Genomic DNA, 24,898 nt, shown 5'->3' on the forward strand with positions numbered 1-24,898 from the left:
GCGGCAGGCACGATGCCGCCTGGCGCTTGCGGCTGGCGAGGCGCCGGCGCGCGAAACCGCGCGCCGGCCGAGCGGGTGGGGCGTCAGGCCGCGGCGCCAGCGGCGCGTTCGGCGGATTCGATCGTGTTGATCAGCAGCATCGTGATGGTCATCGGGCCGACGCCGCCCGGCACCGGCGTGATGTAGCCGGCGACTTCCTTCACGCCCGCGAAATCGACGTCGCCGCACAGCTTGCCGGCTTCGTCGCGGTTCATGCCGACGTCGATCACCGTCGCGCCCGGCTTCACCATGTCGGCGGTGAGGATATTGCGCTTGCCGACCGCGGCGACCACGATGTCGGCCTGGCGCGTATGCGCGGCGAGGTCGCGCGTCTTGCTGTGACAGATCGTCACGGTCGCGCCGGCGTCGAGCAGCATCATCGCCATCGGCTTGCCGACGATGTTCGAGCGGCCGATCACGACCGCGTTCGCGCCCTGCAGCGCAATGCCGTGCGCTTCGAACATCTTCATCACGCCGTACGGCGTGCACGGGCGGAACAGCGGCTTGCCGGTCATCAGCGCGCCGGCGTTCGCGACGTGAAAGCCGTCGACGTCCTTTTCCGGCGCGATCGCCTCGATCACCTTGTGGCTGTCGATGTGCGCGGGCAGCGGCAACTGGACGAGGATGCCGTGGATCTTCGGGTCGCGGTTCAGTTCGTCGATGCGCGCGAGCAGGTCGGCTTCCGACAGCGTGGCCGGGTACGCATCCTTCTGCGAGAAGAAACCGTTGTCCTCGCACGCCTTGATCTTGTTGCGCACGTAGACTTCGCTCGCCGGGTTGGCGCCGACGAGGATCACCGCGAGACCGGGCTGGTGGCCGCGTGCGGTCAGCGCGGCGGCGCGTTCGGCGGCCTGGGCGCGCAAGGTCTTCGAAAGGGCGTTGCCGTCGATGAGGAGGGCTGTCATGGTGGTGGGTCCTGCCGGGAAGTTGGAATGCGGGCGTACGGCGCGCGAAGCGCCGTAGCAAAGCACGCAATTATACCGTTCGCCTGCTGCCGTCCGACAGCGAATACAAGGAAAGCGTCATGGACGCGGTGCCGGCGCTCCGGGAGGGAAGCGCCGGGCCGGGCCGCGCGAGTGGGCCGCATCGCGCGGCGCGGCAGTGCGCTGACGCGGCCGGCCGGGGCAGGCGCCCCGCGGCCGCGCGCGACGTTCAGGCCTGCTCCTTCGACAGCGCGAGGCGCAGCAGATCGGCGACCGTGTTGACGTTGAGCTTTTCCATGATGTTCGCGCGGTGCGCTTCGACCGTCTTGATGCTGATCCCGAGATCGTCGGCGATCTGCTTGTTCAGGCGGCCGGCGATGATCCGTTCGAGCACCTGCTGCTCGCGCGCGGTCAGCTTCGACAGGCGTTCGCTCGCGGCGCGCTGTTCCTGGACGCTCTTGCTCTCGCTTCGGGCCTTGTCGAGCATCCGCTCGACGAGCTTGCGCAGCTCGGCTTCGTCGAACGGTTTCTCGATAAAGTCCATCGCACCCTTTTTCATCGTCGACACGGCCATCGGCACGTCGCCGTGGCCGGTGACGAAGATGATCGGCAGCGCGGCGTTGTCGGCGATCAGGCGTTCCTGCAATTCGAGGCCGCTCATGCCCGACATCCGCACGTCGAGGATCAGGCACGCGATCTGGCCGGCCTGCTGCGCCGGCTGGTAGGCATCGAGGAACTGCTCGGCGCTCGAGAAGCATTGCACGCGATAGCCGTTCGCCTCCAGCAGCCAGCGCAGCGAGTCCCGTACGGCCTCGTCGTCGTCGACGACAAAGACGGTTTCCTGAGTGGTGGTGACAGGGCTATTCATAGTTCTCCCGTAACGGTATGTGATGCCGATGCCTCGCGCCCCCCTTGGCCGAGATCAGCGGGTTCCCCAATGGGCAGGCTGCAGTGGAACGTCGCGCCGGAAATGCGGCCGTCCGGCTCGACGTTGTTGACCACCCACAGACGCCCCCGATGCGATTCGATGATCGAACGGCAGATGTTCAGCCCCATGCCCATGCCGTCGGACTTGGTGCTGTAAAACGGTTCGAACAGGCGCTCGGCGGTCGCTTCGTCGACGCCCGGGCCCTGGTCGATCACACGGATGTCGACGAAGCCCGCGTCGATGTCGGCGACCACGCGGATCACGCCGTCCGCCGACGCCGGCTTCACGTCGGCCATCGCCTCGGCCGCGTTCTTCATCAGGTTCATCAGCACCTGTTCGATCAGCACGGGGTCGACATAAATAATAGGCATTCTTGCGAGGATTTCCGTGACGATCCGGATCCTGCGCTTTCTCGCCTCGATTTCGGCGAGCCCGACCGCGTCGGCAACGATGTCCGCGACCCGCGCCGGCTGGCGCTTCGGCTCGCTGCGCTTCACGAATTCGCGGATCCGCTTGACGATCATCCCCGCGCGCAGCGCCTGCTGCGCGGTCTTCTCGAGCGCGGGCTGCAGCGTCTCGGGCGTGCCGCGGCCGCTCTTCACGAGCGCGAGCGTGCCCGAGCAGTAGTTGTTGATCGCGGCGAGCGGCTGATTCAATTCGTGAGCAATCGACGACGCCATTTCACCCATCGTCATCAATCGGCTCGTGAACTGCAGCTTCTCTTCCTGCTGGTGCGCGAGTTCCTGCGCCTTCTTGCGGGTCGTGATGTCGGTCGCGATCTGCATCTGCGCGAGGTGGCCGTCCACCCACTGGATGTACTGGCGGCGCACTTCGAACCACTTCTGGATGCTCTCGACGTACACCTCCTGCGCATCGGCGGTGCTGTTCGTGAGCGCGGCGGCCGGCAGGCCCGCGAACGCGTCGACCATGTCGATCGAGTCGGACGACGCCTGCGCGCGGTCGAAGCCGCCGCCCGACAGCTCCAGATGGCCGTCCGGGCGAATGCCGAACAGGTGGCGGTAGTAGCGGTTCGCGAACAGCAGCTCGGCTTCGTCGGCGGCGAGCACCGACACCGCGGCGTCGAGGCTTTCGAGCACGGTCGTGAAGCGTTCGTGCGCGGCCGCGAGTTCCTCGCGCGCGCGCTTCGGCTCGGTGATGTCGGTCATCGACGACATCCAGCCCGTCTGGCGGCCCGAGCTGTCGATCAGCGGCGACACGTACAGGCGCGCATGGAACAGCGTGCCGTTCTTGCGCCGCACGCGCAGCTCGAAGCCCGAGCTCGGCGCCTTGCCGCGCAGCGTCATGTCGAGCTGGCGCTGCATTTCCGGGTAGGCGTCGCGCGGCCAGTACGGGAACGGCGCGACCTTGCCGACGAGATCGGATTCGTCCCAGCCCGTCATCCGGCAGAACGCGGGGTTCACGTGCGTGATGCGGCCGTGCATGTCGAGCACGCGCATGCCGATCAGCACCGAGTTTTCCATCGCGCGGCGGAAGAACGCTTCCGCGTACAGCGCCTGCTGCGCCTCGAAGCGCTGGCGCGTGTGCTTCCACAGGCTCCAGAGGCTCCACAGCACGAAGCACGACAGGCCGGCGACGAGCCACACGAGCGTGTTGTTGGTCAGGTTCGTGAGCTGCGGGAACGCATACACGCGCACCGTCAGCCCCTGGCCGGGCGGGTCGAGCGGAAGGTCGTAGTGCGAGTCGCGCGGCAGCCGCGGGCGCGTCGACGTGGACGACAGCTCGCGATTGTTCGAGTCGGTGATCGAGATCTTGTACTTCGACGACAGTTCCTGCGGGATGTCGTGCTTCAGGATGCCCTCGACCGAGAACACCGCGGCGATCGAGCCGAGATAGTCGCGGTCGCCGCGCATCACGGGCGTCTGCAACGTGATGAAGCCGTTGCCGAAGTCGTCGTAGATCAGCGGCGAATAGGCCTGGCGACGCGTGCTGCGCGCCTCGTCGTACGCGCCGCGCACGGCGTCCTGCATCTGTGCATCGCCGGGCTTCGCGAGCCGCTGGCCGAGCAGCGGCGGATGCACGGTCGGCCAGCGCTGCACGCCGGGCGCCGTGTACCAGTTCAGGTAGAGAATTTCGGGATGCGTCTGCATCACGTCCGCGACGGCCATCTGGAACGCGTTCTGGTCGAGGCGGCCGGACGCGAGGTCGCGCGACAGCGCCTGCAGCTGCTCCTGCGCGCCCGTCATCGACAGGCGGATCTGCTGCTGGGCCCACGCGACGTTGCGAAAGAGGGTGTCTTCCTGCTGCTGCTGTTCGCGCCGGTTGAGGCTCCACAGGATGAGGCTCATCACGACGAGGAACACCAGGATCGACAGCAGCGGCGTCAGCAAATAGGAATTGGACCACCACGGTCCGTGGTGCCAACGGGACGGCTGCGACTCCGCCGGCGGGCCCGGCGGTCGCGCCGAGCGTGCGAAAAGCCGATCGGTCAACATGGCAGGATTGTAGCGCAGCGCAATACATGGAAAACCGATACCGGATATGTTGAACGGAAACGGTTTTGTCCTGACGAGACGTGCCGCGGAGCCCCGAAATATGGGTGCAGCGCAGCAATATTCCGCATTGCGAGAAAAGATCTCACAATTCGAAAATTTTGTTGCGCGGGCCTGTCCACGCTCATTACAATCCGTCGGAGCTTGCCCGCAGCCGGCCGCGTCGCGTCGTCTGCACGAGAGCGATCCTCACATTCCAGGACCCAGGAGACGAGAATGTCCGCTGTACCGAACGAAGTGATGAAATATGTCGCCGCCGAACGTGACGACGACCCGCAAGAAACCGTCGAGTGGCTGGAGTCGCTCGATGGCGTGATCTCCTCCGTGGGCACCGGCCGTGCGCATTACCTGATCGAAAAGCAGATCGAATTCGCCCGCATGCACGGCGAACACCTGCCGTTCTCCGCCAATACCCCGTACATCAACACGATTCCGGTCGAAGCCCAGGCGAAGATCCCGGGCGACCAGGACATCGAGCACCGCATCCGTTCGTACACGCGCTGGAACGCGCTCGCGATGGTGCTGCGCGCAGGCAAGGACACGAACGTCGGCGGCCACATCGCGTCGTTCGCGTCGGCCGCGACGCTCTACGACGTCGGCTACAACCATTTCTGGCACGCCGCGTCCGACCAGCACGGCGGCGATCTCGTGTTCGTGCAGGGCCACTCGTCGCCGGGCGTGTACTCGCGCGCGTTCCTGCTCGGCCGCCTGTCGGAAGAGCAGCTCGACAACTTCCGCCAGGAAGTCGACGGCAAGGGCATCTCGTCGTACCCGCACCCGTGGCTGATGCCGGACTTCTGGCAGTTCCCGACCGTGTCGATGGGCCTCGGCCCGATCATGGCGATCTACCAGGCACGCTTCATGAAATACCTCGAGTCGCGCGGCATCGCGAAGACGGAAGGCCGCAAGGTGTGGGCGTTCCTCGGCGACGGCGAGACCGACGAGCCGGAATCGCTCGGCGCGATCGGCATGGCGAGCCGCGAGAAGCTCGACAACCTCGTGTTCGTGATCAACTGCAACCTGCAGCGTCTCGACGGCCCGGTGCGCGGCAACGGCAAGATCATCCAGGAGCTCGAATCGGAATTCCGCGGCGCCGGCTGGAACGTGATCAAGGTCATCTGGGGCAGCCGCTGGGATGCGCTGTTCGCGCGCGACAAGACGGGCGCGCTGATGCGCCGCATGATGGAAGTCGTCGACGGCGAATACCAGACGTACAAGTCGGAGTCGGGCGCGTACGTGCGCGAGCACTTCTTCAACACGCCTGAACTGAAGGCGCTCGTCGCCGACTGGTCGGACGACGACATCTGGGCGCTGAACCGCGGCGGCCACGATCCGCACAAGATCTACGCGGCGTTCCACGAAGCCACGAACACCAAGGGCGCGCCGACCGTCATCCTCGCGAAGACCATCAAGGGCTACGGGATGGGCGAGTCGGGCCAGGCGATGAACATCACGCACCAGCAGAAGAAGCTGCCGGTCGAGCAACTGAAGAAGTTCCGTGACCAGTTCCGTCTGCCGATCACCGACGAGCAGATCGCCGACGTGCCGTACCTGAAGTTCGAGGAAGGCTCGAAGGAGCTCGAATACATGCGCCAGAAGCGCATGGACCTCGGCGGCTACCTGCCGCACCGCCGCGAGAAGGCGACGTCGCTGCCGGTGCCGGCGCTCGACGCGTTCGAGCCGCTCTTGAAGGGCACGGGCGAAGGCCGCGAGATCTCGACGACGATGGCGTTCGTGCGGATCCTGAACATCCTGCTGAAGGACAAGGCGCTCGGCAAGCGCGTCGTGCCGATCGTCCCGGACGAATCGCGTACGTTCGGCATGGAAGGCCTGTTCCGCCAGATCGGTATCTGGAACCAGGAAGGCCAGAAGTACGTGCCGGAGGATTCCGACCAGCTGATGTTCTACAAGGAATCGCAGACCGGCCAGATCCTGCAGGAAGGCATCAACGAAGCGGGCGGCATGTGCGACTGGATCGCGGCGGCGACGTCGTATTCGACGCACGGCGAGATCATGGTGCCGTTCTACATCTTCTACTCGATGTTCGGCTTCCAGCGGATCGGCGACCTCGCCTGGGCCGCGGGCGACATGCGCTCGCGCGGCTTCCTGCTCGGCGGCACCGCGGGCCGCACGACGCTGAACGGCGAAGGTCTGCAGCACGAAGACGGCCACTCGCTGCTGTGGGCCGCATCGGTGCCGAACTGCGTGAGCTATGACCCGACGTTCGGCTACGAACTCGCGGTGATCATCCAGGACGGCCTGCGCCGCATGGTGCAGGACCAGGAAGACGTGTACTACTACATCACGGTGATGAACGAGAACTACGAGCACCCGGCGATTCCGCAGGGCGAGCACGTGGCGGCCGACATCATCAAGGGCATGTACTCGTTCAAGAAGGCCGACGCCGACAAGAAGGCGCCGCGCGTGCAGCTGCTCGGCGCGGGCACGATCTTCAACGAAGTGATCGCCGCCGCCGACCTGCTGAAGAACGACTGGGGCGTCGCCGCCGACCTGTGGAGCGTGCCGAGCTTCACCGAGCTCGCGCGCGAAGGTCACGACGTCGAGCGCTGGAACCTGCTCCATCCGACCGAGGAGCGTCGCCTGTCGCACGTGCAGAAGTGCCTGAAGGACACGCAGGGCCCGGTCATCGCGTCGACCGACTACGTCCGTGCGCTGGTCGACCAGATTCGCGGCCAGATCGATCGCCGCTTCGTCGTGCTGGGCACCGACGGCTTCGGCCGTTCGGACACCCGCGAGAAGCTGCGTCACTTCTTCGAGGTCGACCGTCACTGGGTCACCGTCGCGGCGCTCAACGCGCTGGCCGACGAAGGCACGATCGAGCGCAAGGTGGTCGCGGACGCGATCGCCAAGTACAACCTCGATCCGTCCAAGCCCAACCCGATGACCGTTTAACGCACACGCCGTGTGATGCCGCGCGCGGCGCCCGCGAGGCGCGCGTGCGGCCATGGAGACAGAAACAGATGAGTCAAGCGATCGAAGTGAAGGTGCCGGATATCGGCGATTACAAGGACGTGCCGGTCATCGAGATCGGCGTGAAGGTGGGCGATACGGTCGAGCCCGAGCAGTCGCTCGTCACGCTCGAGTCGGACAAGGCGACGATGGACGTGCCGAGCCCGGTCGGCGGCGTCGTGAAGGAAATCAAGGTCAAGGTCGGCGATTCCGTGTCGGAAGGTTCGCTGATCGTCCTGCTCGAAGGCGGCGCAGGCGCCCAGGCGAACGGCGCGGCTGCGCCGGCGCCGGCTCCGGCAGCAGCACCGGCACCGGCCGCCGCGGCACCCGCTGCCGCACCGGCCGCGTCCGGCGGCACGCTCGAAGTGAAGGTGCCCGACATCGGCGACTACAAGGACGTCCCGGTGATCGAGATCGGCGTGAAGGTCGGCGACACGGTCGAGAAGGAGCAGTCGCTCGTCACGCTCGAGTCGGACAAGGCGACGATGGACGTGCCGAGCCCGGCCGCCGGCGTCGTGAAGGACATCAAGGTCAAGGTGGGCGATTCGGTGTCGGAAGGCACGCTGATCGTGCTGCTCGAGGCCGCCGGCGCACCGGCTGCCGCACCGCAGGCCAGCGCACCGGCTCCGGCTGCCGCCGCGCCGGCACCCGCCGCTGCACCGGCACCCGCACCCGCGAAGGCGGCGCCGGCACCGGCCGCCGCCGCGCCGGCCGCGGCGCCGTCGGGCGAATACCGCGCGAGCCACGCGTCGCCGTCGGTACGCAAGTTCGCGCGCGAACTCGGCGTCGAAGTCGCGCGTGTGCAGGGTTCGGGTCCGAAGGGCCGCATTACGAAGGAAGACGTCACGAGCTTCGTGAAGGGCGTGATGACGGGCCAGCGCGCGGCACCGGCCGCGGCAGCCGCGCCGGCAAGCGGCGGCGAGCTGAACCTGCTGCCGTGGCCGAAGGTCGACTTCTCGAAGTTCGGCCCGTTCGAGGCGAAGCCGCTGTCGCGCATCAAGAAGATCTCCGGCGCGAACCTGCATCGCAACTGGGTGATGATCCCGCACGTCACGAACAACGACGAAGCGGACATCACCGAGCTCGAGGCGCTGCGCGTGCAGTTGAACAAGGAGCACGAAAAGGCGGGCGTGAAGTTCACGATGCTCGCGTTCGTGATCAAGGCGGTCGTCGCCGCGCTGAAGAAATTCCCGACCTTCAACGCGAGCCTCGACGGCGACAACCTCGTGTTCAAGCAGTACTACCACATCGGGTTTGCCGCCGATACGCCGAACGGTCTCGTCGTGCCGGTGATCCGCGATGCGGACAAGAAGGGTCTCGTCGACATCGCGAAGGAAATGGCCGAGCTGTCGAAGGCCGCGCGCGACGGCAAGCTCAAGCCGGACCAGATGCAGGGCGGCTGCTTCTCGATCTCGTCGCTCGGCGGGATCGGCGGCACGCATTTCACGCCGATCATCAACGCGCCGGAAGTGGCGATCCTCGGGTTGTCGCGCGGCCAGATGAAGCCGGTGTGGGACGGCAAGCAGTTCGTGCCGCGTCTCACGCTGCCGCTGTCGCTGTCGTACGACCATCGTGTCATCGACGGCGCGGAAGCCGCGCGGTTCAATGCGTATCTCGGCGCGTTGCTGGCCGATTTCCGTCGCATCATTCTTTGATGAGATGAGGGGCTCGCGGGGGCGTGGTTTTTTGTGTCGGTTCTCCACGCCCTTGTTGTCGAACCTGTTTTGCCAACGGTCTGCCAGCGTCGCCCCTGCGCGGGGCGGCGGTTACTTTTCTTTGTCTTCCAAAGAAAAGTAACCAAAAGAAAGGCGCGTCCTTGGGCGGACGGCAAAGGTGGTCCTGCCCTACGTCGCGTGTTCTTGTCAGGCCGCATGTCGTCAGGTTCCGGCTTTCCGCCAGTCTCTCCCTCTCTCTCTGCAGCTAATCAAGAAGGGGACAGTCATGAGTCTCATCGAAGTCAAGGTTCCGGATATCGGCGATTTCAGCGGCGTCGATGTCATCGAAGTCAACGTCAAACCCGGCGACGTGATCGAAAAAGAGCAAACGCTCATCACGCTCGAATCCGATAAGGCCTCCATGGAAGTGCCCAGCGACGTCGCCGGCACCGTCAAGGAAGTCAAGGTCAAAGCCGGCGAGAAAGTCTCGCAAGGCACCGTCATCGCCATCGTCGAAGCGTCGGCAGGCGCAGCCGCGCCCGCGAAAGCGCCCGAAGCGCCGAAGCCCGCAGCAGCCGCACCGGCGCCGGCCGCCGCCACGCCGGCACCCGCGCCGCAAGCGGGCAGCTACAGCGGCGCCGCCGACATCGAGTGCGACATGCTCGTGCTCGGCGCCGGCCCCGGCGGCTACTCGGCCGCGTTCCGCGCCGCCGACCTCGGCATGAAGACCGTGCTCGTCGAACGCTATTCGACGCTCGGCGGCGTGTGTTTGAACGTCGGCTGCATCCCGTCGAAGGCGCTGCTGCATACGTCGCTCGTCGTCGAGGAAGCCGCGGCGCTCGCATCGCACGGCATCACGTTCGGCAAGCCGCAAGTCGACCTCGACAAACTGCGCGACTTCAAGGGCGGCGTCGTCAAGAAGCTGACGACCGGCCTCGCCGGCATGGCGAAGGCGCGCAAGGTCGAAGTGGTCACCGGCGTCGGCGCGTTCGTCGATCCGTACCACATGGAAGTGCAGGGCGAAAACGGCAAGAAGGTCGTCAAGTTCAAGCACGCGATCATCGCCGCGGGCTCGCAGGCCGTGAAGCTGCCGTTCATGCCGGAAGACCCGCGCGTCGTCGATTCGACGGGCGCGCTCGAGCTGCGCCAGTTGCCCAAGCGCATGCTCGTGATCGGCGGCGGCATCATCGGCCTCGAAATGGCGACGGTGTACTCGACGCTCGGCGCCGAGATCGACGTCGTCGAAATGATGGACGGCCTGATGATGGGCGCCGACCGCGATCTCGTGAAGGTCTGGGACAAGTACAACGCGAAGCGTTTCGGCAACGTGATGCTGAAGACCAAGACGGTCGGCGCGGAAGCGAAGGAAGACGGCATCTACGTGAAGTTCGAGGGCGAGAAGGCGCCGGCGGAAGCGCAGCGCTACGACCTCGTGCTCGTCGCGGTGGGCCGCAGCCCGAACGGCAAGAAGATCGGTGCTGACAAGGCCGGCGTCGCGGTCACGGATCGCGGCTTCATCGACGTCGACAAGCAGATGCGCACGAACGTGCCGCACATCTTCGCGATCGGCGATATCGTCGGTCAGCCGATGCTCGCGCACAAGGCCGTGCATGAAGGCCACGTCGCCGCGGAAGCCGCGCACGGCGAGAAGGCGTACTTCGACGCACTGCAGATCCCGTCGGTGGCCTACACCGATCCGGAAGTGGCGTGGGCCGGCAAGACCGAAGACCAGTGCAAGGCCGAGGGCATCAAGTACGGCAAGGCCGTGTTCCCGTGGGCCGCATCGGGCCGCGCGATCGCGAACGGCCGCGACGAAGGCTTCACGAAGCTGATCTTCGACGAGGAAACCCATCGCGTGATCGGCGGCGGCATCGTCGGCCTGAACGCGGGCGACCTGATCAGCGAAGTGTGCCTCGCGGTCGAGATGGGCGCGGACGCGGAAGACATCGGCAAGACGATCCATCCGCACCCGACGCTCGGCGAATCGGTCGGCATGGCCGCCGAGCTGTACGAAGGCGTCTGTACCGACCTGCCGCCGCAGCGCAAGAAGTAACGCGACCGGCGCGGCCGGCCACGCGCCGGCTGCAAAAAACGCCGCCGCCCGGGCAAACCGGGCGGCGGCGTTCTTTTTTGCGTGGCGCGCGACAGGCTCGAATGGGGCCGGCAGTTGCCGCTCGCGCACGTTCCGGCGCCGGAAACGAAAAAGCCGCGCTGGGCGCGGCTCTTTCAGGAGCAGGCGGCGCTTACGCGGCCGGCTTGCTCGAACGGCGTGCGGCGGCGGCGGTGGCAGCCTTCGTGGCGACGGCAGCAGCGGCGTTGAAGTTCGTTTCAGCGATTTCCACTGCTTGCTTCGTGGCCTTCTGAACCGTTTCGTACGTGGTGTTCGCAGCGTTCAGCGCCGACTTCAGTGCGGCGACAGCCGTTTCCGAACCGGCCGGGGCATTCTTCGCGACGTTGTCGACGAGTGCCTGGACCTTCTTGTTCTGCTCGTCGAATTGCGCTTCTGCGACCTTCGCGAACTCGGCTTGCGTCGACGATGCGATTTCGTACAGGTGACGGCCGTACGACAGCACCTTTTCCGCGACCGGCTGCGACAGGCTCGCTTGCAGCGCGATCAGCTCCTGCGCGTCCTTCACCGACAGCAGGCGCTGTGCATTTTCCTGGCCTTCGGCCAGCGTCGACTTCACGACTTGCAGGTTGAGTTCGATCAGCTTCTCGACGCCTTCGAACGCCTTGGTCGTCAGACCGAACAGGCTTTCGAGGTTGGCTTTCTGGGCGGCGGCGATTTGCTCGGGGGTCAGCAAGGACATGTCAGGCTCCTGAAAAGCGATCGCGTCGATCGCAAGATAAAGGGCACTACGCTGGGGAACGTCGGCGCCGCGTGCTTTGTGCAACGCAGCAATGAGGCCTATTTTAGGGCAGAGAGAACGGATGTCAAGCATTTTTTGTGCGTTGCACAATCGCGACAAATTATCGATAAAACAACGAGTTATCGTGGCCCTTCGGAATCGGTTTCAGGCCTGTTCCCAGATGGTGCGCACGACGGCGGGGCAAGCGCGCCGCACCATGATCATGCACAGGTAAACCTGACAGGCCCCTGGAACGTTATCCTTCTGTTCCTGTCGAAAAACGCGCCGTTTCGATGCGCGTGCCGTGGCGACGTGCCGCCGCCACGGTCGAGACCGGCGCCTTTGGCACACCGAGCACCGGATACGTACTTTCCCCGCTTTAAATCGCCTCCGAAGTGACGTTATCTCAATTAACCGTGCGGTAATCGGGAGACGGGCGCTGTCGGGCAGGGCCTCCCATGGATTTTTTCGATGGGAGCGGAAGGGTCGATTGGCCGGAGGTTGGCCGACTCTTACATTCCGGTTTAAAGACGATCGGTAAGTGCCTAATATTGCTCTTTTTTTCAGCTTTAACTACACTTGCGGAAACCTCCCGCCCGCTTTGTCCAGACCCCAATGAAAGCCGAATCGTTTTCACCGCGCAGATTGTTGCAGAGCATGACGCTCGGCACCGCTGTGTCGGTCGCAGTCGCGTTGCTGGCGACCACCGCGTCCGTCACGCCTGCTGACGCCTTCGCCGCCACTGCGAAGACCCAAGCCGCCAAGAAAAAGGCCGTCGCGCCTGCTTCGTCAGCGAAGAAGAAGTCGGCCAAGGCCACTTCCGACAAATCCGCGAAGGTCGCCGCGGCCGATGCGCCACGCGCGAAAGCGTCGCGCAAGCGCGTGACGCTCGCGGCGAACGCCGTGCACGGCGGCCATCGCGGCGCGGTGCGCAAGGTCGCGTTCCAGCCGCGCCGTCCGACGGTCGGCCAGGCGTTCGGCCTGCACGACACGCCCGACGCGCTCGCGCTGCGCTCGAGCGTCGCGTACGTCGTCGACCAGAACTCCGGCGAGCCGCTGTTCGACAAGAATTCGCACGCGGTCGTGCCGATCGCGTCGATCTCGAAGCTGATGACGGCGATGGTCGTGCTCGACTCGAAAGCGCCGATGACCGACCAGCTCGAAGTCACCGACGAAGATCGCGACTACGAGAAGGGCACGGGCTCGCGCCTGTCGGTCGGCTCGGTGCTGTCGCGCGAGGACATGCTGCACATCGCGCTGATGGCGTCGGAAAACCGCGCGGCCGCCGCGCTGTCGCGTTACTACCCGGGCGGCCGTCCGGCATTCATCGCGGCGATGAACGCGAAGGCGAAGGCGCTCGGCATGACCGATACGCACTTCGAGAATTCGACCGGGCTGTCGAGCTCGAACGTGTCGAGCGCGCGCGACCTCGTGAAGATGGTCAATGCGGCGTACCAGTACCCGATGATCCGCCAGTTCTCGACCGATCGCACCTACGAGGTGTACACGGGCAAGCGCAACCTGGTCTACAACAGCACCAACGCGCTGATCCGCGGCAACGGCTCGTGGGACATCGGCCTGCAGAAGACGGGCTTCATCAACGAAGCGGGCGAATGCCTCGTGATGCAGGCGACGATCCACGGCCGGCCGATGGTGATGGTGCTGCTCGATTCGTTCGGCAAATACTCGCGCTTCGCCGACGCCTCGCGCCTGCGCAACTGGCTCGATGCCGGCGGCGGCGAACGCCTGACCGCGGCCAACACGCCGAACGGCGGCACCTGATCGCGTGCGGCGGTTCGCCGCCGTACCCGGTCGCCGCAACGAAAAAGCCCCGCAATCGCGGGGCTTTTTTTGTCCGGCGGAACCGGAACCGAACCGATGGCGCGGCTTACGCCTGCCGCTGCAGCCCGTCCACGTCCTTCTCGGGCGCCGGCCGGTAGCCGAGCGATTCCGAGATGGTGAGCGCCGTCCGGCTCAACTGGCCGAGCCACGCGTCCTGCAGCCGGTCGGCCGGTGCCGACAGCGACAGGCCGGCAACGAGCTTGCCCGAATCGTCGTAGATGCCGGCCGCGATACAGCGCACGCCGAGCTCGAGCTCCTCGTTGTCGCGCGCGCACGATTGCTGGCGGACGATCGTCAGCTCGCGCTCGAGCTTCGCGATATCGGTGATGCTGTTCTGCGTATGGCCGGACAGCCCCGTGCGCGTTGCATAGGCCCGCACACGCGACGTTTCGTCGGCCGCGAGGAACAGCTTGCCGACCGATGTGAGGTGCAGCGGCGCGCGGCCGCCGATCGCGCGGACGACCTGCATCCCCGAGCGCTCGGAATACGCGCGCTCGATATAGACGATCTCGTCGCCCTGGCGTACCGACAGGTTCACGGTCTGCCCGGTGAGGCGGTGCAGCTCGCGCATCGGCATCAGCGCCGCGTCGCGCACCGACAGACGCGCCTTCACGAGATTGCCGAGCTCGAGCAGCCGCATGCCGAGGCGGTAGGTACCGGGATCGGAACGGTCGACGAGGCGGCAGGTCACCATGTCGTTGAGGATGCGGTGCGCGGTCGACGGGTGCAGCTCCGTGCGCTGCGCGAGTTCCTTCAGGCTGACGGGGTCACTGTGCGCGGCGAGCGCGTCCAGCAACCGCATCATGCGTTCGATCACCTGGATCGACGTTTTTGAATCCGGGGTGGGTTGGCTCATGTCGGGGGAGGAATCGGTTGACGCGTCAAGCGGTGTTGGACCGATTGTATCTCGTATCGTGAAAAAAGCGAACGCCGTTCGAGGAAGTCCTCGCTTCGCGCGTCGCGGGCTTGCGCGCGGGCCGGCGTTGGTCTTGCCGGTCAAACGTCGGATAATGAGGGCCGTTTTCTCGAAGGAGCACGTATGCGAGTCGGTTTGTTCGTGACCTGCCTGGTCGACCTGATGCGCCCCGAAATCGGCTTTTCGGCGCTCAAGCTGATTCGCGACGCCGGCTACGAAGTGATCGTGCCGCCCGCGCAAACCTGCTGCGGCCAGCCGGCCTACAACTCGGGCGACCGCGCGCTCGCGCGCGACCTCGCGGAAAAGACGCTGCGCGAGTTCGAACAGTTCGATTACGTCGTCGCGCCATCGGGTTCGTGCGGCGGGATGATCCGCGCGCACTACGGCGACCTGTTCCGCGACGATCCCGAACTGATGGGGCGCTACACGCGGTTCCAGCAAAAAGTCCACGAATTGACCGATTTCCTCGCGAACGTCGCGAAGGTGTCGCTCGCACCGGGCGAGTTCGCCGGGCCGGTCACCTATCACGATTCGTGCTCGGGCCTGCGCGAGCTCGGCGTGAAGGCGCAGCCGCGCGCGCTGCTCGCGCAGCGCGGCGTCGCGGTGACCGAGATGAAGGACTGCGAGCACTGCTGCGGCTTCGGCGGCACGTTCGCGGTCAAGTACGGCGACATCTCGGCGGCCATCGCGGACGAGAAATGCGCGAACGTGCGTGCGTCGGGTGCGGGCGCCGTCGTGCTCGGCGATCTCGGCTGCATGCTGAACATCGAAGGCCGGTTGCGCCGCACCGGCGACCGCGACACGCGCGTGCTGCACGTCGCGCAGGTGCTGGCGGGCGACGTCTGACGCCCGGTTCCGCTCACATTTCCCCCGATACCGCGATGCAAGTCCAATCGATGCATTTCAAGGCGCGCGCCGGCCAGAAGCTGGCCGACCAGCGCCTGCAGCAGAACCTGAAGAAGCTGTCGACGAAGTTCGTGTCCGCGCGCGCCGACGCGATGACCGCCATCGACTTCCCGGCCACGCGCGCGGCGCTCAAGGCGCGCCGCAACCGCGCGCTGGAGCATCTCGACGTGTGGCTCGAGGCATTCGAGCGCGAGGCGACGCGGCGCGGCACGACGGTGCTGTTCGCCGAAACGACCGCGGACGCCGCGCGGCTCGTGGCGGACATCGCGCGCCGGCACGACGTGAAGAAGGTCATCAAGACCAAGTCGATGGTGTCCGAGGAAATGCGCCTGAACGCGGTGCTCGCCGAGATGGGTGTGCAGTCGATCGAGACGGATCTTGGCGAATACATCCTGCAGATCAACGACAACGAGCCGCCGAGCCACATCATCGCGCCCGTCGTGCACAAGGACAAGGACGAGATCGCCGACCTGTTCGCGCGTACGCACCGGCGCGAGCGGCTCACCGAGATCCCGGACATGACGCGCGAGGCGCGCGAGGTGCTGCGCCCGCATTTCATGTCGGCCGACATGGGCGTGACGGGCGGCAATTTCGTGATCGCCGAGACGGGCTCGGTCGCGATCGTGACGAACGAAGGCAACGAGGGCATGTGCACGGTCATGCCGCGCGTGCACGTCGCCGTGACCGGCATCGAGAAGGTGCTGCCGACGCTCGAGGATCTCGCGACCGCGATGCGCCTGCTGCCGCGTTCGGCGACCGGGCAGAAGACGTCGAACTATTTCTCGCTGCTGACCGGGCCGCGCGGGCCGGGCGACGAGGACGGCCCCGAGCACAACTACGTGGTGCTCGTCGACGGCGGCCGCACCGGCCTCATCGGCGGCGAATTCCAGGAGATGCTGCGCTGCATCCGGTGCGGCGCGTGCATGAACCATTGCCCGGTGTACCAGAAGGTCGGCGGTCATGCGTACGGCTGGGTCTATCCGGGGCCGATGGGATCCGTGCTGACGCCGAGCTACGTCGGCCTCGACCGCGCGCTGGACCTCCCGCAGGCCGCGACGCTCTGTGGCGAATGCGACAGCGTATGCCCGGCGGGGATTCCGTTGTCGCGCCTGTTGCGTACGCTGCGCGAGAAGCAGGTCGAGCGCCATCTGCGGCCGTGGCGCGAGCGGGCGGCGCTCGCCGCGTGGGGGTTCTTCGCCCGGCGGCCGATGCTGTATGCGCTGACGACCAAGCTTGCGGTGCGCATCCTCGAGCGGTTGGGCGGCAGCGGCGGCACGTTGCGGCGCCTGCCGATGATGGGCGGCTGGATGGATACGCGCGACATGCCGACGCCGACCGGACGCACGTTCCGCGAGCTGTACGCGGCGTCGCAAAGCCACCTCGGCTGACACTGTTCAGCCCGCGGCAACAGTGCGTTCGCTATTTGTATATTTATCTCGATAGATGCGATCTATAGAATCTCGTCTGTAGTCCCCGGAATCGGGTTTCGGGGTACGAGGTCAACGAGGTCCGCATCATGAAAAAGACAATATCGATGTACTGGCCGCTGGCAATCGTGGTTCCGCTGGCAGCGGTTGCCTATCTGCATGTGATGGCCGATGCGCCGTCGCGCGGTCCGCTCGCGGTTCACCAGGCGTCCGCCGAGCTGGCGCGCGCGGTGTCGTTCGGGCTCGTCGGCGACGCGGCGCAGCCGCTGCCGGCGGCATCCGGCGACATCGCGCTTGCCGCGCCGAAGGCGCTGTGAGGCATGGCGCCGTCGCTTGGCGCGGCGGCGCGATTCCGGCCGCCTTTGTATAATGGCGTGTTCTTCTTCCACGCGGTCCGCCGCGGCTTTCCGATAGTGCGATGACCCGCGTTGCGATCTGTTTCGTCTGTCTCGGCAACATCTGCCGTTCGCCCACCGCGGAAGGCGTGATGCGCCGCCAGGTCGACGCGGCCGCGCTGGCCGACCGGATCGCGATCGATTCGGCCGGCACCGGCGACTGGCACGTGGGCGAGCCGCCCGATACGCGTGCGCAGGCGGCCGCCCGGAGCCGCGGCTACGATCTGTCGGCGCTGCGCGCGCGGCAGGTCAGCGCGGCGGATTTCGAGCGATTCGACCTGCTGCTCGCGATGGACGAAGCGAATCTCGCCGAACTGCGCCGCCGTTGCCCGCCGCAGTATCGCGACAAGGTGCGCCTGCTGATGGAATTCGCGCCGGGTGCGACCGAAACCGAAGTGGCCGACCCGTATTTCGGCGGCGCGCAGGGCTTCGAACAGGTGCTCGACCAGGTCGAACGCGCATGCGCGGGCTTGCTGGACACGCTCCGCGCGCGAATGGCGCGCTGACCGCACGGTATTCAGCAGTCTGCGAATACCCTTTCAAAGACGTGGATACTTGACTAAAAACATCAAATATTTATACTTGACCAAAATCGTCAAGATTGCAGTCCCCTAGACACCATGAGACTCACCACCAAAGGCCGTTTCGCCGTCACGGCGATGATTGACTTGGCACTGCGCCAGGAGCAGGGCCCGGTGACGCTTGCAGGCATCAGCCAGCGCCAGCGGATTTCGCTCTCGTATCTCGAACAGCTGTTCGGCAAGCTGCGCAGGCATGAAATCGTCGAATCCGTGCGCGGCCCGGGCGGCGGCTACAACCTCGCGCGTCGCGCGCAGGACGTCACCGTTGCCGACATCATCATCGCGGTCGATGAACCGCTCGACGCCACGCAGTGCGGCGGCAAAGGCACGTGCGACGGCTCGAAGCAGCCCGACGGCCATTGCATGACGCACGAGCTGTGGTCGACGCTGAACCAGAAGATGGTCGAATACCTCGACTCGGTGTCGCTGCAGGATCTCGTCGATCAGCAGCGCGCACGCGAGGGCGCGCCGGCGGTGCTGCGCGATCGTCGCGCGCCGGAGCCCGTCGCCGCACCGGCCGAGCCCGTGCGCACGATGCCGCTCGGCCCCAATTCGGTGTTCAACATCGCGAGTTCGTGAGCGCGAAGGCGCCCGCCACCCCCCCATAACACACATAGTCCCTGCATAGAATACCCGGAGCGACAGATGACCCAAGAGACTCTCCACCTGCCCATCTATATGGATTACAGCGCGACGACGCCCGTCGACCCGCGCGTGGTCGACAAGATGGTGCCGTACCTGCGCGAGCAGTTCGGCAACCCGGCGTCGCGCAGCCACGCCTACGGCTGGGACGCGGAGCGTGCGGTCGAGGAAGCGCGCGAACAGGTGGCCGCACTCGTGAACGCCGATCCGCGCGAGATCATCTGGACGTCCGGCGCGACCGAGTCGGACAACCTCGCGATCAAGGGTGCCGCGAATTTCTACAAGGGCAAGGGCAAGCACATCGTCACGGTGAAGACCGAGCACAAGGCCGTGCTCGACACGTGCCGCGAGCTCGAGCGCGACGGTTTCGAAGTCACCTACCTCGACGTGAAGGAAGACGGCCTGATCGATCTCGACGTGTTCAAGGCCGCGCTGCGCCCGGACACGATCCTCGTGTCGGTGATGCACGTGAACAACGAGATCGGCGTGATCCAGGACATCGAGACGATCGGCGAGATCTGCCGCGAGAAGGGCATCGTGTTCCACGTCGATGCGGCGCAGTCGACCGGCAAGGTCCAGATCGACCTCGCGAAGCTGAAGGTCGACCTGATGTCGTTCTCGGCACACAAGACCTACGGCCCGAAGGGCATCGGTGCGCTCTACGTGCGCCGCAAGCCGCGCGTGCGCATCGAAGCGCAGATGCACGGCGGTGGTCACGAGCGCGGCATGCGCTCGGGCACGCTGCCGACGCACCAGATCGTCGGCATGGGCGAAGCGTTCCGCATCGCGCGCGAGGAAATGGCGACCGAAAACGAGCGCATCCGCATGCTGCGCGACAAGCTGCTGCGCGGCCTGTCGCAGATCGAGGAAACCTACGTGAACGGCGACATGGATCACCGTGTCCCGCACAACCTGAACATCAGCTTCAACTTCGTCGAAGGCGAGTCGCTGATCATGGCGATCAAGGACGTCGCGGTGTCGTCGGGCTCCGCGTGCACGTCGGCGTCGCTGGAGCCGTCGTACGTGCTGCGTGCGCTCGGCCGCAACGACGAGCTCGCGCACAGCTCGATCCGCTTCACGGTCGGCCGCTTCACGACGGAGCAGGAAGTCGACTTCGTGATCGATCTGCTGAACAGCAAGATCGCGAAGCTGCGCGAACTGTCGCCGCTCTGGGAGATGCACCAGGAAGGCATCGATCTGTCGACGATCGAATGGGCCGCACACTGATACCGCATTGAATGCAACCGCGGGCGGATTGACGCACGCAGACGTAACGAGTCAAGGAGTCTGAGTCATGTCTTACAGCAACAAGGTTCTGGATCACTACGAAAACCCGCGCAACGTCGGTTCGTTCGCGAAAGACGACGACGCGGTCGGTACGGGCATGGTCGGCGCGCCGGCGTGCGGCGACGTGATGAAGCTGCAGATTCGCGTCGGCGCGGACGGCGTGATCGAAGACGCGAAGTTCAAGACCTACGGTTGCGGTTCGGCGATCGCATCGAGCTCGCTCGTCACCGAATGGGTGAAGGGCAAGACGCTCGACGAAGCACTGTCGATCAAGAACACGCAGATCGCCGAAGAACTCGCGCTGCCGCCGGTGAAGATTCACTGCTCGATCCTCGCGGAAGACGCGATCAAGGCGGCCGTGGCCGACTACAAGAAGCGCCACGACGCGAAGGAAAGCGATCAGGCAGCGGCCTGAGCGGCATCGAGCGGCTAGGGAAAGAACGCGGCGAGCCCCGGTGGCACGCCGCGGCAAGGACATCATGGCAATTACACTGACCGAAAAAGCAGCACAGCACGTCCAGAAATACCTCGTCCGTCGCGGCAAGGGTGTGGGCCTGCGGCTTGGCGTTCGCACGACCGGGTGCTCGGGGCTCGCGTACAAGCTCGAGTATGTCGACGAGCTCGCTCCCGAGGATCAGGTGTTCGAGAGCCATGGCGTGAAGGTCGTCGTCGATCCGAAGAGCCTCGCCTATATCGACGGCACCGAGCTCGACTTCGCCCGCGAAGGCCTGAACGAAGGATTCAAGTTCAACAACCCGAACGTGAAGGACGAGTGCGGGTGCGGGGAATCGTTCCGCGTGTGACGCGGCGCGCTCCGCGCGAGGCGGGCAAGAGGCGGCACGGGCCGCCTTTTTAATGTGCGGCGTTTGCCGCGCGACGAACCGGAATTGAACGCGACGATGGTTTCGCTGAAAGACAGCCATTTCGACCTGTTTCACCTGCCGGCGCAATTCGCGCTCGACGAGGCTGCGCTCGACGCCGCCTACCGGACGGTGCAGACGCAGGTGCACCCGGACCGCTTCGCGGCGGCCGGCGATGCGCAAAAGCGCATCGCGATGCAATGGGCCACGCGCGCGAACGAGGCGTATCGCACGCTGCGCGATCCGCTCAAGCGTGCGTCCTATCTGCTGTCGCTGCGCGGCGTCGACATCGGCGCGGAAAACAACACGGCGATGGAGCCTGCGTTCCTGATGCAGCAGATGGAGTGGCGCGAGGGCATCGAGGATGCCGCGGCCGCCCGCAACGTCGACGCGCTCGATGCGTTGCTCGCCGAGTTGCGCGACGAGAAGCGCGTGCGCGTCGAGCGCCTCGGCACGCTGCTCGACAGCGGCGCCGACCAGGCCGCCGCGGAAGCCGTGCGTCAGCTGATGTTCATCGAACGGGTCGCGTCGGAAGTGGGCGCGCAGATCGAGCGCCTCGAAACTTAACCGCGTGCCTTGCGGCACGCGCAGCAAACGGGCCGAGCGCCCGAACGAACCAAGATGGCTTTACTGCAAATTTCCGAACCGGGCATGGCGCCGGCGCCGCACCAGCGGCGACTCGCCGTCGGGATCGATCTCGGCACGACGAACTCGCTCGTCGCCGCCGTGCGCAACAGCGTGCCTGAAGTGCTGCCGGACGAAGCGGGCCGCGTGCTGCTGCCGTCGGTGGTCCGTTACCTGGAGAAGGGCGGCCGCCGCATCGGCCACGAAGCGAAGGAGCAGGCCGCGACCGATCCGCGCAACACGATCGTGTCGGTCAAGCGCTTCATGGGGCGCGGCAAGGCCGAAGTCGAAGGCGCGGCGAACGCGCCGTACGAATTCGTCGATGCGCCGGGCATGGTGCAGATCCGCACGGTCGATGGCGTGAAGAGCCCGGTCGAAGTGTCGGCCGAAATTCTCGCGACGCTGCGCTACCGCGCGGAAGACACGCTCGGCGACGAGCTGGTCGGTGCGGTGATCACGGTGCCCGCATACTTCGACGACGCGCAGCGCCAGGCGACCAAGGACGCCGCGCGTCTCGCGGGCCTCAACGTGTTGCGCCTGCTGAACGAACCGACCGCCGCGGCGATCGCCTACGGTCTCGACAACGCGGCCGAAGGGCTTTACGCGGTGTACGACCTCGGCGGCGGCACGTTCGACCTGTCGATCCTGAAGCTGACGAAGGGGGTGTTCGAGGTGCTGGCCGCGGGCGGCGATTCGGCGCTGGGCGGCGACGATTTCGACCATGCGCTGTTCGATCATGTGCTCGCGCAGGCCGGTATCGACGCGAAGTCGCTCGCGCCCGAAGACGTGCGCCTGCTGCTCGACCGCGTGCGCGTGCTGAAGGAAGCGCTGTCGTCCGCGCCGCAGGCGGCGCTCGACGTGACGCTGTCGAGTGGCGCGCACCTCGTGCAGACGATTTCGCACGACACGTTCGCGTCGCTCGTCGAGCCGCTCGTGCAGCGCACCCTCACGCCGACCCGCAAGGCGCTGCGCGACGCGCAGGTCACGCCGGCCGACATCAAGGGTGTCGTGCTCGTCGGCGGTGCGACGCGCATGCCGGTGATCCGCGAGGCGGTCGCCAAGTATTTCGGCCAGCCGCCGCTCGTGAATCTCGATCCGGACCAGGTCGTCGCGCTCGGCGCGGCGATCCAGGCCGATCTGCTCGCGGGCAATCGCGGCACCGGCGACGACTGGCTGCTGCTCGACGTGATTCCGCTGTCGCTCGGTGTCGAGACGATGGGCGGCCTCGTCGAGAAGATCATTCCGCGCAACTCGACGATTCCGATCGCGCGGGCGCAGGAATTCACGACCTTCAAGGACGGCCAGACCGCGATGGCGATCCACGTCGTGCAGGGCGAGCGCGAGCTCGTCGCCGACTGCCGGTCGCTCGCGCGCTTCGAGCTGCGCGGCATTCCGCCGATGACGGCGGGCGCCGCACGCATTCGCGTGACCTATCAGGTCGACGCGGACGGCCTGCTGTCGGTGTTTGCACGCGAGCAGCAGTCGGGCGTCGAGGCGTCGGTCGTCGTGAAGCCGTCGTACGGCCTCGCCGACGACGACATCGCGAAGATGCTGGAGGACAGCTTCAAGACCGCCGAAATCGACATGCGCGCCCGCGCGCTGCGCGAAGCGCAGGTCGAGGCCGAACGGATGCTCGAGGCGACGCAGGCGGCGCTGGCGGCCGACGGCGAACTGCTCGACGCAGGCGAGCACGCGCAGATCGACGCGCTGGCCGCGGCGTTGCGCGCGCTCGCGCAGGGTGACGATACGAATGCGATCGAAGCGGCAACCAAGGCGCTGGCCGACGGTACCGACGAATTCGCGGCGCGCCGGATGGACAAGAGCATCAAGCGCGCGCTGTCGGGCCGCCGGCTCGACGAGATCTGAACCCACGAACCGCGCGTCGGCCGGCAACGGCCCGCGCGATAATGAACCATGCGGCGCCTGGCGCCGCGCCCTGACTGACGGAACGGACATGCCTCAACTGGTGGTGCTGCCTCACGTCGAACTGTGCCCGGACGGCGCAGTGATCGACGCGACGCCCGGCAAGAGTATCTGCGACAACCTGCTCGACAACGGGATCGAGATCGAGCATGCATGCGAGAAGTCGTGCGCATGCACGACGTGCCACGTGGTGATCCGCGAAGGCTTCAATGAACTGGCGCCGTCCGAGGAGGACGAGGACGATCTGCTGGACAAGGCGTGGGGCCTCGAGCCGACGTCGCGCCTGTCGTGCCAGGCGATCGTGAAGGAAGATTCGGACCTGGTGGTCGAGATCCCGAAGTACTCGATCAACCACGCGAAGGAAAACCACTGACCGAAACCGGAGGCAGGCGATGAAATGGACCGATTCGCGTGAAATAGCGATTGCGCTGGCGGACAAGTACCCGGACATCGACCCGCAGCGGATCAACTTCGTCGACCTGCGTCAGTGGGTGCTCGAGCTCGACGGCTTCGACGACGATCCGGCGCACTCCGGCGAGAAGATTCTCGAGGCGATCCAGGCACACTGGATCGACGAATCGGATTTCGACGACGAGGACTGACCGATCGGCCCCGGCGTGTGCTGCACCGGCGCACGCCGCGCCAATGAAAGACGGCTCGCGAGCGTTTGCTCGCGAGCCGTTTTCGTTGTGGGCCTGCCCGCGCGTGACGGGCGGGCAGCGGACGGCGGATTACGCCGTCACGTGATTACGCACCGACCAGCGTGCCATTCTCGATCCGCACGCGCTGACCCTGGCCGAACGGCGGCGGGTTGCGGTACGTGAACGTGCGCGTCGCGCCGTTTTCCATCTGCACTTGCACCTGATAGTCGGTTTCCGCGCGGACCTGCTTCTCGACCTGGTTGCCGGCGAGACCGCCGCCCAGCGCGCCGATGATCGTCATCGCGGTGCGGCCGTTGCCGTGGCCGAACTGGTTGCCGAGCAGGCCACCGGCTGCGGCGCCGCCCACGGCGCCGATCCCCGAGCTCTGGCCCGGCGTGCGCGTCTGCGTGATCGCGACGACCGTGCCGCAGCTTTGACAGTAGGTTTGCGCAGGCGCGGACGGCTGCTGTGCGTATTGCGGCGGCTGCGGGGCGGTCGTGCGATGGCGGTGCGGCGCAGCCGGGCGCGGCGCGGGCTTCGGTTCGGCCTGCGCGACGGCGGCCTTCTGCTGCGCGGCGGCCTGTTCCGCGGCCTGCCGCTGCGCTTGCGCGGCGAGCGCGGCGCTGGCGGCCGCGGCCGTATCGACGGCCGGCTGCGACGCGATCAGCGCGGCCTGGGTCTGGCCGTTCTGTTCGTTGCTGCTGGTGGCTTTCGGGAATACGCCCGTGATCGCGGCCGTCGCCGCGAGGCTGGCGACGATGACGGCGCCGGCTGCGGTGGCGATGAGCGGGTGGAGGCGTTGCTTTTGCGGCGTGGTCTGAGTCTGGTTGTCCATTTTTTTCTCCAATGTCGATCCGGATCGGCGCGCTGCGCCGGAACAGGATCCCACGCTCGGGAGCGAGCAGACCGGGCGTTCCGGCGCCTGGTTCTGGTCCCGTGGTCATGCGTGGTGACGCAACGGAAGTGTCGTCCAGCGCCAG

General features: G+C 66.1%; 22 protein-coding genes. 16 read left to right on the plus strand and 6 right to left on the minus strand.

Annotation, left to right across the window (positions count from 1 at the left end):
• Nucleotides 1–83 precede the first annotated feature (83 nt).
• From folD to fixL, 3 genes are all read right to left on the minus strand, one after another.
• Nucleotides 84–944: a bifunctional methylenetetrahydrofolate dehydrogenase/methenyltetrahydrofolate cyclohydrolase FolD gene (folD, locus tag HWX62_RS27840; RefSeq protein ID WP_175932281.1), complete on the minus strand. Its 861-nt coding sequence runs from the start codon at nucleotides 942–944 to the stop codon at nucleotides 84–86.
• A gap of 247 nt (nucleotides 945–1,191) precedes the next feature.
• Nucleotides 1,192–1,830 carry an oxygen response regulator transcription factor FixJ gene (gene fixJ, locus HWX62_RS27845; RefSeq protein ID WP_175985290.1) on the minus strand — a complete coding sequence of 213 codons (639 nt, stop codon included), beginning with the start codon at nucleotides 1,828–1,830 and terminating at the stop codon, nucleotides 1,192–1,194.
• Nucleotides 1,827–4,343, minus strand: coding sequence for an oxygen sensor histidine kinase FixL (fixL, locus tag HWX62_RS27850; RefSeq protein WP_175932280.1), 2,517 nt, complete (start codon nucleotides 4,341–4,343; stop codon nucleotides 1,827–1,829). The genes fixJ and fixL overlap by 4 nt, the downstream gene beginning before the upstream one ends.
• A gap of 273 nt (nucleotides 4,344–4,616) precedes the next feature.
• Here fixL and aceE point away from each other — a divergent pair, with 273 nt between their 5' ends.
• The 3 genes from aceE to lpdA all read left to right on the plus strand — a co-directional run bounded on the left by aceE (nucleotide 4,617) and on the right by lpdA (nucleotide 11,078).
• Entirely contained in the window at nucleotides 4,617–7,313 is a 2,697-nt protein-coding gene (gene aceE / locus HWX62_RS27855; RefSeq protein WP_175932279.1) for a pyruvate dehydrogenase (acetyl-transferring), homodimeric type, read from the plus strand.
• Nucleotides 7,314–7,381: 68 nt separating this feature from the next.
• Nucleotides 7,382–9,025 carry a dihydrolipoyllysine-residue acetyltransferase gene (gene aceF, locus HWX62_RS27860; RefSeq protein WP_175932278.1) on the plus strand — a complete coding sequence of 548 codons (1,644 nt, stop codon included), beginning with the start codon at nucleotides 7,382–7,384 and terminating at the stop codon, nucleotides 9,023–9,025.
• A 286-nt stretch (nucleotides 9,026–9,311) separates the two neighbouring features.
• Entirely contained in the window at nucleotides 9,312–11,078 is a 1,767-nt protein-coding gene (gene lpdA / locus HWX62_RS27865; RefSeq protein WP_175932277.1) for a dihydrolipoyl dehydrogenase, read from the plus strand.
• A gap of 190 nt (nucleotides 11,079–11,268) precedes the next feature.
• Here the strand turns inward: lpdA and HWX62_RS27870 are convergent, their stop codons facing one another.
• The gene (locus HWX62_RS27870) at nucleotides 11,269–11,835 is read right to left on the minus strand and encodes a phasin family protein (RefSeq protein WP_034188948.1); all 567 of its coding nucleotides are present in this window, start codon (nucleotides 11,833–11,835) and stop codon (nucleotides 11,269–11,271) included.
• Between the two features lie 654 nt (nucleotides 11,836–12,489).
• Here HWX62_RS27870 and pbpG point away from each other — a divergent pair.
• Nucleotides 12,490–13,656 carry a D-alanyl-D-alanine endopeptidase gene (gene pbpG, locus HWX62_RS27875; protein WP_175932276.1) on the plus strand — a complete coding sequence of 389 codons (1,167 nt, stop codon included), beginning with the start codon at nucleotides 12,490–12,492 and terminating at the stop codon, nucleotides 13,654–13,656.
• Between the two features lie 106 nt (nucleotides 13,657–13,762).
• On the opposite strand, the gene HWX62_RS27880 is transcribed toward pbpG, so the two are convergent.
• The gene (locus HWX62_RS27880) at nucleotides 13,763–14,572 is read right to left on the minus strand and encodes an IclR family transcriptional regulator (RefSeq protein WP_006478384.1); all 810 of its coding nucleotides are present in this window, start codon (nucleotides 14,570–14,572) and stop codon (nucleotides 13,763–13,765) included.
• A gap of 183 nt (nucleotides 14,573–14,755) precedes the next feature.
• Here HWX62_RS27880 and HWX62_RS27885 point away from each other — a divergent pair, with 183 nt between their 5' ends.
• From HWX62_RS27885 to iscX, 12 genes are all read left to right on the plus strand, one after another.
• Nucleotides 14,756–15,478 (plus strand): (Fe-S)-binding protein, encoded by a 723-nt coding sequence (locus HWX62_RS27885; protein WP_175932275.1) that lies wholly within the window; start codon nucleotides 14,756–14,758, stop codon nucleotides 15,476–15,478.
• Between the two features lie 35 nt (nucleotides 15,479–15,513).
• Nucleotides 15,514–16,926, plus strand: a complete 1,413-nt coding sequence (locus HWX62_RS27890; RefSeq protein ID WP_175932274.1) for a lactate utilization protein B — start codon at nucleotides 15,514–15,516, stop codon at nucleotides 16,924–16,926.
• Between the two features lie 128 nt (nucleotides 16,927–17,054).
• Nucleotides 17,055–17,282, plus strand: coding sequence for a hypothetical protein (locus HWX62_RS27895; protein ID WP_175932273.1), 228 nt, complete (start codon nucleotides 17,055–17,057; stop codon nucleotides 17,280–17,282).
• Nucleotides 17,283–17,383: 101 nt separating this feature from the next.
• Nucleotides 17,384–17,866, plus strand: coding sequence for a low molecular weight protein-tyrosine-phosphatase (locus tag HWX62_RS27900; protein WP_175932272.1), 483 nt, complete (start codon nucleotides 17,384–17,386; stop codon nucleotides 17,864–17,866).
• 114 nt (nucleotides 17,867–17,980) lie between these two features.
• Nucleotides 17,981–18,520 carry a Fe-S cluster assembly transcriptional regulator IscR gene (gene iscR / locus HWX62_RS27905; protein ID WP_006401955.1) on the plus strand — a complete coding sequence of 180 codons (540 nt, stop codon included), beginning with the start codon at nucleotides 17,981–17,983 and terminating at the stop codon, nucleotides 18,518–18,520.
• A gap of 66 nt (nucleotides 18,521–18,586) precedes the next feature.
• Complete coding sequence (locus HWX62_RS27910) at nucleotides 18,587–19,810, plus strand: IscS subfamily cysteine desulfurase (RefSeq protein ID WP_175932271.1); 1,224 nt, start codon at nucleotides 18,587–18,589, stop codon at nucleotides 19,808–19,810.
• Nucleotides 19,811–19,877: 67 nt separating this feature from the next.
• On the plus strand, nucleotides 19,878–20,285 hold the full coding sequence (gene iscU / locus HWX62_RS27915; RefSeq protein WP_060259506.1) for a Fe-S cluster assembly scaffold IscU: 408 nt from the start codon (nucleotides 19,878–19,880) through the stop codon (nucleotides 20,283–20,285).
• A gap of 64 nt (nucleotides 20,286–20,349) precedes the next feature.
• The gene (gene iscA / locus HWX62_RS27920) at nucleotides 20,350–20,673 is read left to right on the plus strand and encodes an iron-sulfur cluster assembly protein IscA (protein WP_011885413.1); all 324 of its coding nucleotides are present in this window, start codon (nucleotides 20,350–20,352) and stop codon (nucleotides 20,671–20,673) included.
• Nucleotides 20,674–20,769: 96 nt separating this feature from the next.
• A complete protein-coding gene (gene hscB, locus HWX62_RS27925) occupies nucleotides 20,770–21,297 on the plus strand; it encodes a Fe-S protein assembly co-chaperone HscB (RefSeq protein ID WP_011549462.1) in 528 nt (175 codons plus the stop codon).
• 54 nt (nucleotides 21,298–21,351) lie between these two features.
• Nucleotides 21,352–23,220, plus strand: coding sequence for a Fe-S protein assembly chaperone HscA (gene hscA, locus HWX62_RS27930; protein WP_175932270.1), 1,869 nt, complete (start codon nucleotides 21,352–21,354; stop codon nucleotides 23,218–23,220).
• Nucleotides 23,221–23,308: 88 nt separating this feature from the next.
• Nucleotides 23,309–23,650 carry an ISC system 2Fe-2S type ferredoxin gene (gene fdx, locus HWX62_RS27935; RefSeq protein WP_175932269.1) on the plus strand — a complete coding sequence of 114 codons (342 nt, stop codon included), beginning with the start codon at nucleotides 23,309–23,311 and terminating at the stop codon, nucleotides 23,648–23,650.
• 19 nt (nucleotides 23,651–23,669) lie between these two features.
• Entirely contained in the window at nucleotides 23,670–23,879 is a 210-nt protein-coding gene (gene iscX, locus HWX62_RS27940) for a Fe-S cluster assembly protein IscX (RefSeq protein WP_089467804.1), read from the plus strand.
• A 145-nt stretch (nucleotides 23,880–24,024) separates the two neighbouring features.
• Here the strand turns inward: iscX and HWX62_RS27945 are convergent, their stop codons facing one another.
• On the minus strand, nucleotides 24,025–24,753 hold the full coding sequence (locus tag HWX62_RS27945; protein WP_175932268.1) for a glycine zipper 2TM domain-containing protein: 729 nt from the start codon (nucleotides 24,751–24,753) through the stop codon (nucleotides 24,025–24,027).
• Between the last annotated feature and the right edge of the window lie 145 nt (nucleotides 24,754–24,898).

It is taken from the genome of Burkholderia sp. BCC0506 (genome assembly GCF_902833145.1).
GTDB lineage: Bacteria > Pseudomonadota > Gammaproteobacteria > Burkholderiales > Burkholderiaceae > Burkholderia.

What these genes read in the sequence shown, in the direction of transcription:
- iscX (WP_089467804.1), top strand. Translation starts at nt 23,670, where the DNA reads ATGAAATGGACCGATTCGCGTGAAATAGCGATTGCGCTGGCGGACAAG.
- iscR (WP_006401955.1), top strand. Translation starts at nt 17,981, where the DNA reads ATGAGACTCACCACCAAAGGCCGTTTCGCCGTCACGGCGATGATTGAC.
- HWX62_RS27880 (WP_006478384.1), bottom strand. Translation starts at nt 14,572, where the DNA reads ATGAGCCAACCCACCCCGGATTCAAAAACGTCGATCCAGGTGATCGAA.
- aceE (WP_175932279.1), top strand. Translation starts at nt 4,617, where the DNA reads ATGTCCGCTGTACCGAACGAAGTGATGAAATATGTCGCCGCCGAACGT.
- lpdA (WP_175932277.1), top strand. Translation starts at nt 9,312, where the DNA reads ATGAGTCTCATCGAAGTCAAGGTTCCGGATATCGGCGATTTCAGCGGC.
- pbpG (WP_175932276.1), top strand. Translation starts at nt 12,490, where the DNA reads ATGAAAGCCGAATCGTTTTCACCGCGCAGATTGTTGCAGAGCATGACG.
- HWX62_RS27890 (WP_175932274.1), top strand. Translation starts at nt 15,514, where the DNA reads ATGCAAGTCCAATCGATGCATTTCAAGGCGCGCGCCGGCCAGAAGCTG.
- HWX62_RS27885 (WP_175932275.1), top strand. Translation starts at nt 14,756, where the DNA reads ATGCGAGTCGGTTTGTTCGTGACCTGCCTGGTCGACCTGATGCGCCCC.
- HWX62_RS27910 (WP_175932271.1), top strand. Translation starts at nt 18,587, where the DNA reads ATGACCCAAGAGACTCTCCACCTGCCCATCTATATGGATTACAGCGCG.
- iscU (WP_060259506.1), top strand. Translation starts at nt 19,878, where the DNA reads ATGTCTTACAGCAACAAGGTTCTGGATCACTACGAAAACCCGCGCAAC.
- HWX62_RS27870 (WP_034188948.1), bottom strand. Translation starts at nt 11,835, where the DNA reads ATGTCCTTGCTGACCCCCGAGCAAATCGCCGCCGCCCAGAAAGCCAAC.
- HWX62_RS27945 (WP_175932268.1), bottom strand. Translation starts at nt 24,753, where the DNA reads ATGGACAACCAGACTCAGACCACGCCGCAAAAGCAACGCCTCCACCCG.
- HWX62_RS27895 (WP_175932273.1), top strand. Translation starts at nt 17,055, where the DNA reads ATGAAAAAGACAATATCGATGTACTGGCCGCTGGCAATCGTGGTTCCG.
- hscA (WP_175932270.1), top strand. Translation starts at nt 21,352, where the DNA reads ATGGCTTTACTGCAAATTTCCGAACCGGGCATGGCGCCGGCGCCGCAC.
- iscA (WP_011885413.1), top strand. Translation starts at nt 20,350, where the DNA reads ATGGCAATTACACTGACCGAAAAAGCAGCACAGCACGTCCAGAAATAC.
- aceF (WP_175932278.1), top strand. Translation starts at nt 7,382, where the DNA reads ATGAGTCAAGCGATCGAAGTGAAGGTGCCGGATATCGGCGATTACAAG.
- fdx (WP_175932269.1), top strand. Translation starts at nt 23,309, where the DNA reads ATGCCTCAACTGGTGGTGCTGCCTCACGTCGAACTGTGCCCGGACGGC.
- fixJ (WP_175985290.1), bottom strand. Translation starts at nt 1,830, where the DNA reads ATGAATAGCCCTGTCACCACCACTCAGGAAACCGTCTTTGTCGTCGAC.
- HWX62_RS27900 (WP_175932272.1), top strand. Translation starts at nt 17,384, where the DNA reads ATGACCCGCGTTGCGATCTGTTTCGTCTGTCTCGGCAACATCTGCCGT.
- fixL (WP_175932280.1), bottom strand. Translation starts at nt 4,343, where the DNA reads ATGTTGACCGATCGGCTTTTCGCACGCTCGGCGCGACCGCCGGGCCCG.
- folD (WP_175932281.1), bottom strand. Translation starts at nt 944, where the DNA reads ATGACAGCCCTCCTCATCGACGGCAACGCCCTTTCGAAGACCTTGCGC.
- hscB (WP_011549462.1), top strand. Translation starts at nt 20,770, where the DNA reads ATGGTTTCGCTGAAAGACAGCCATTTCGACCTGTTTCACCTGCCGGCG.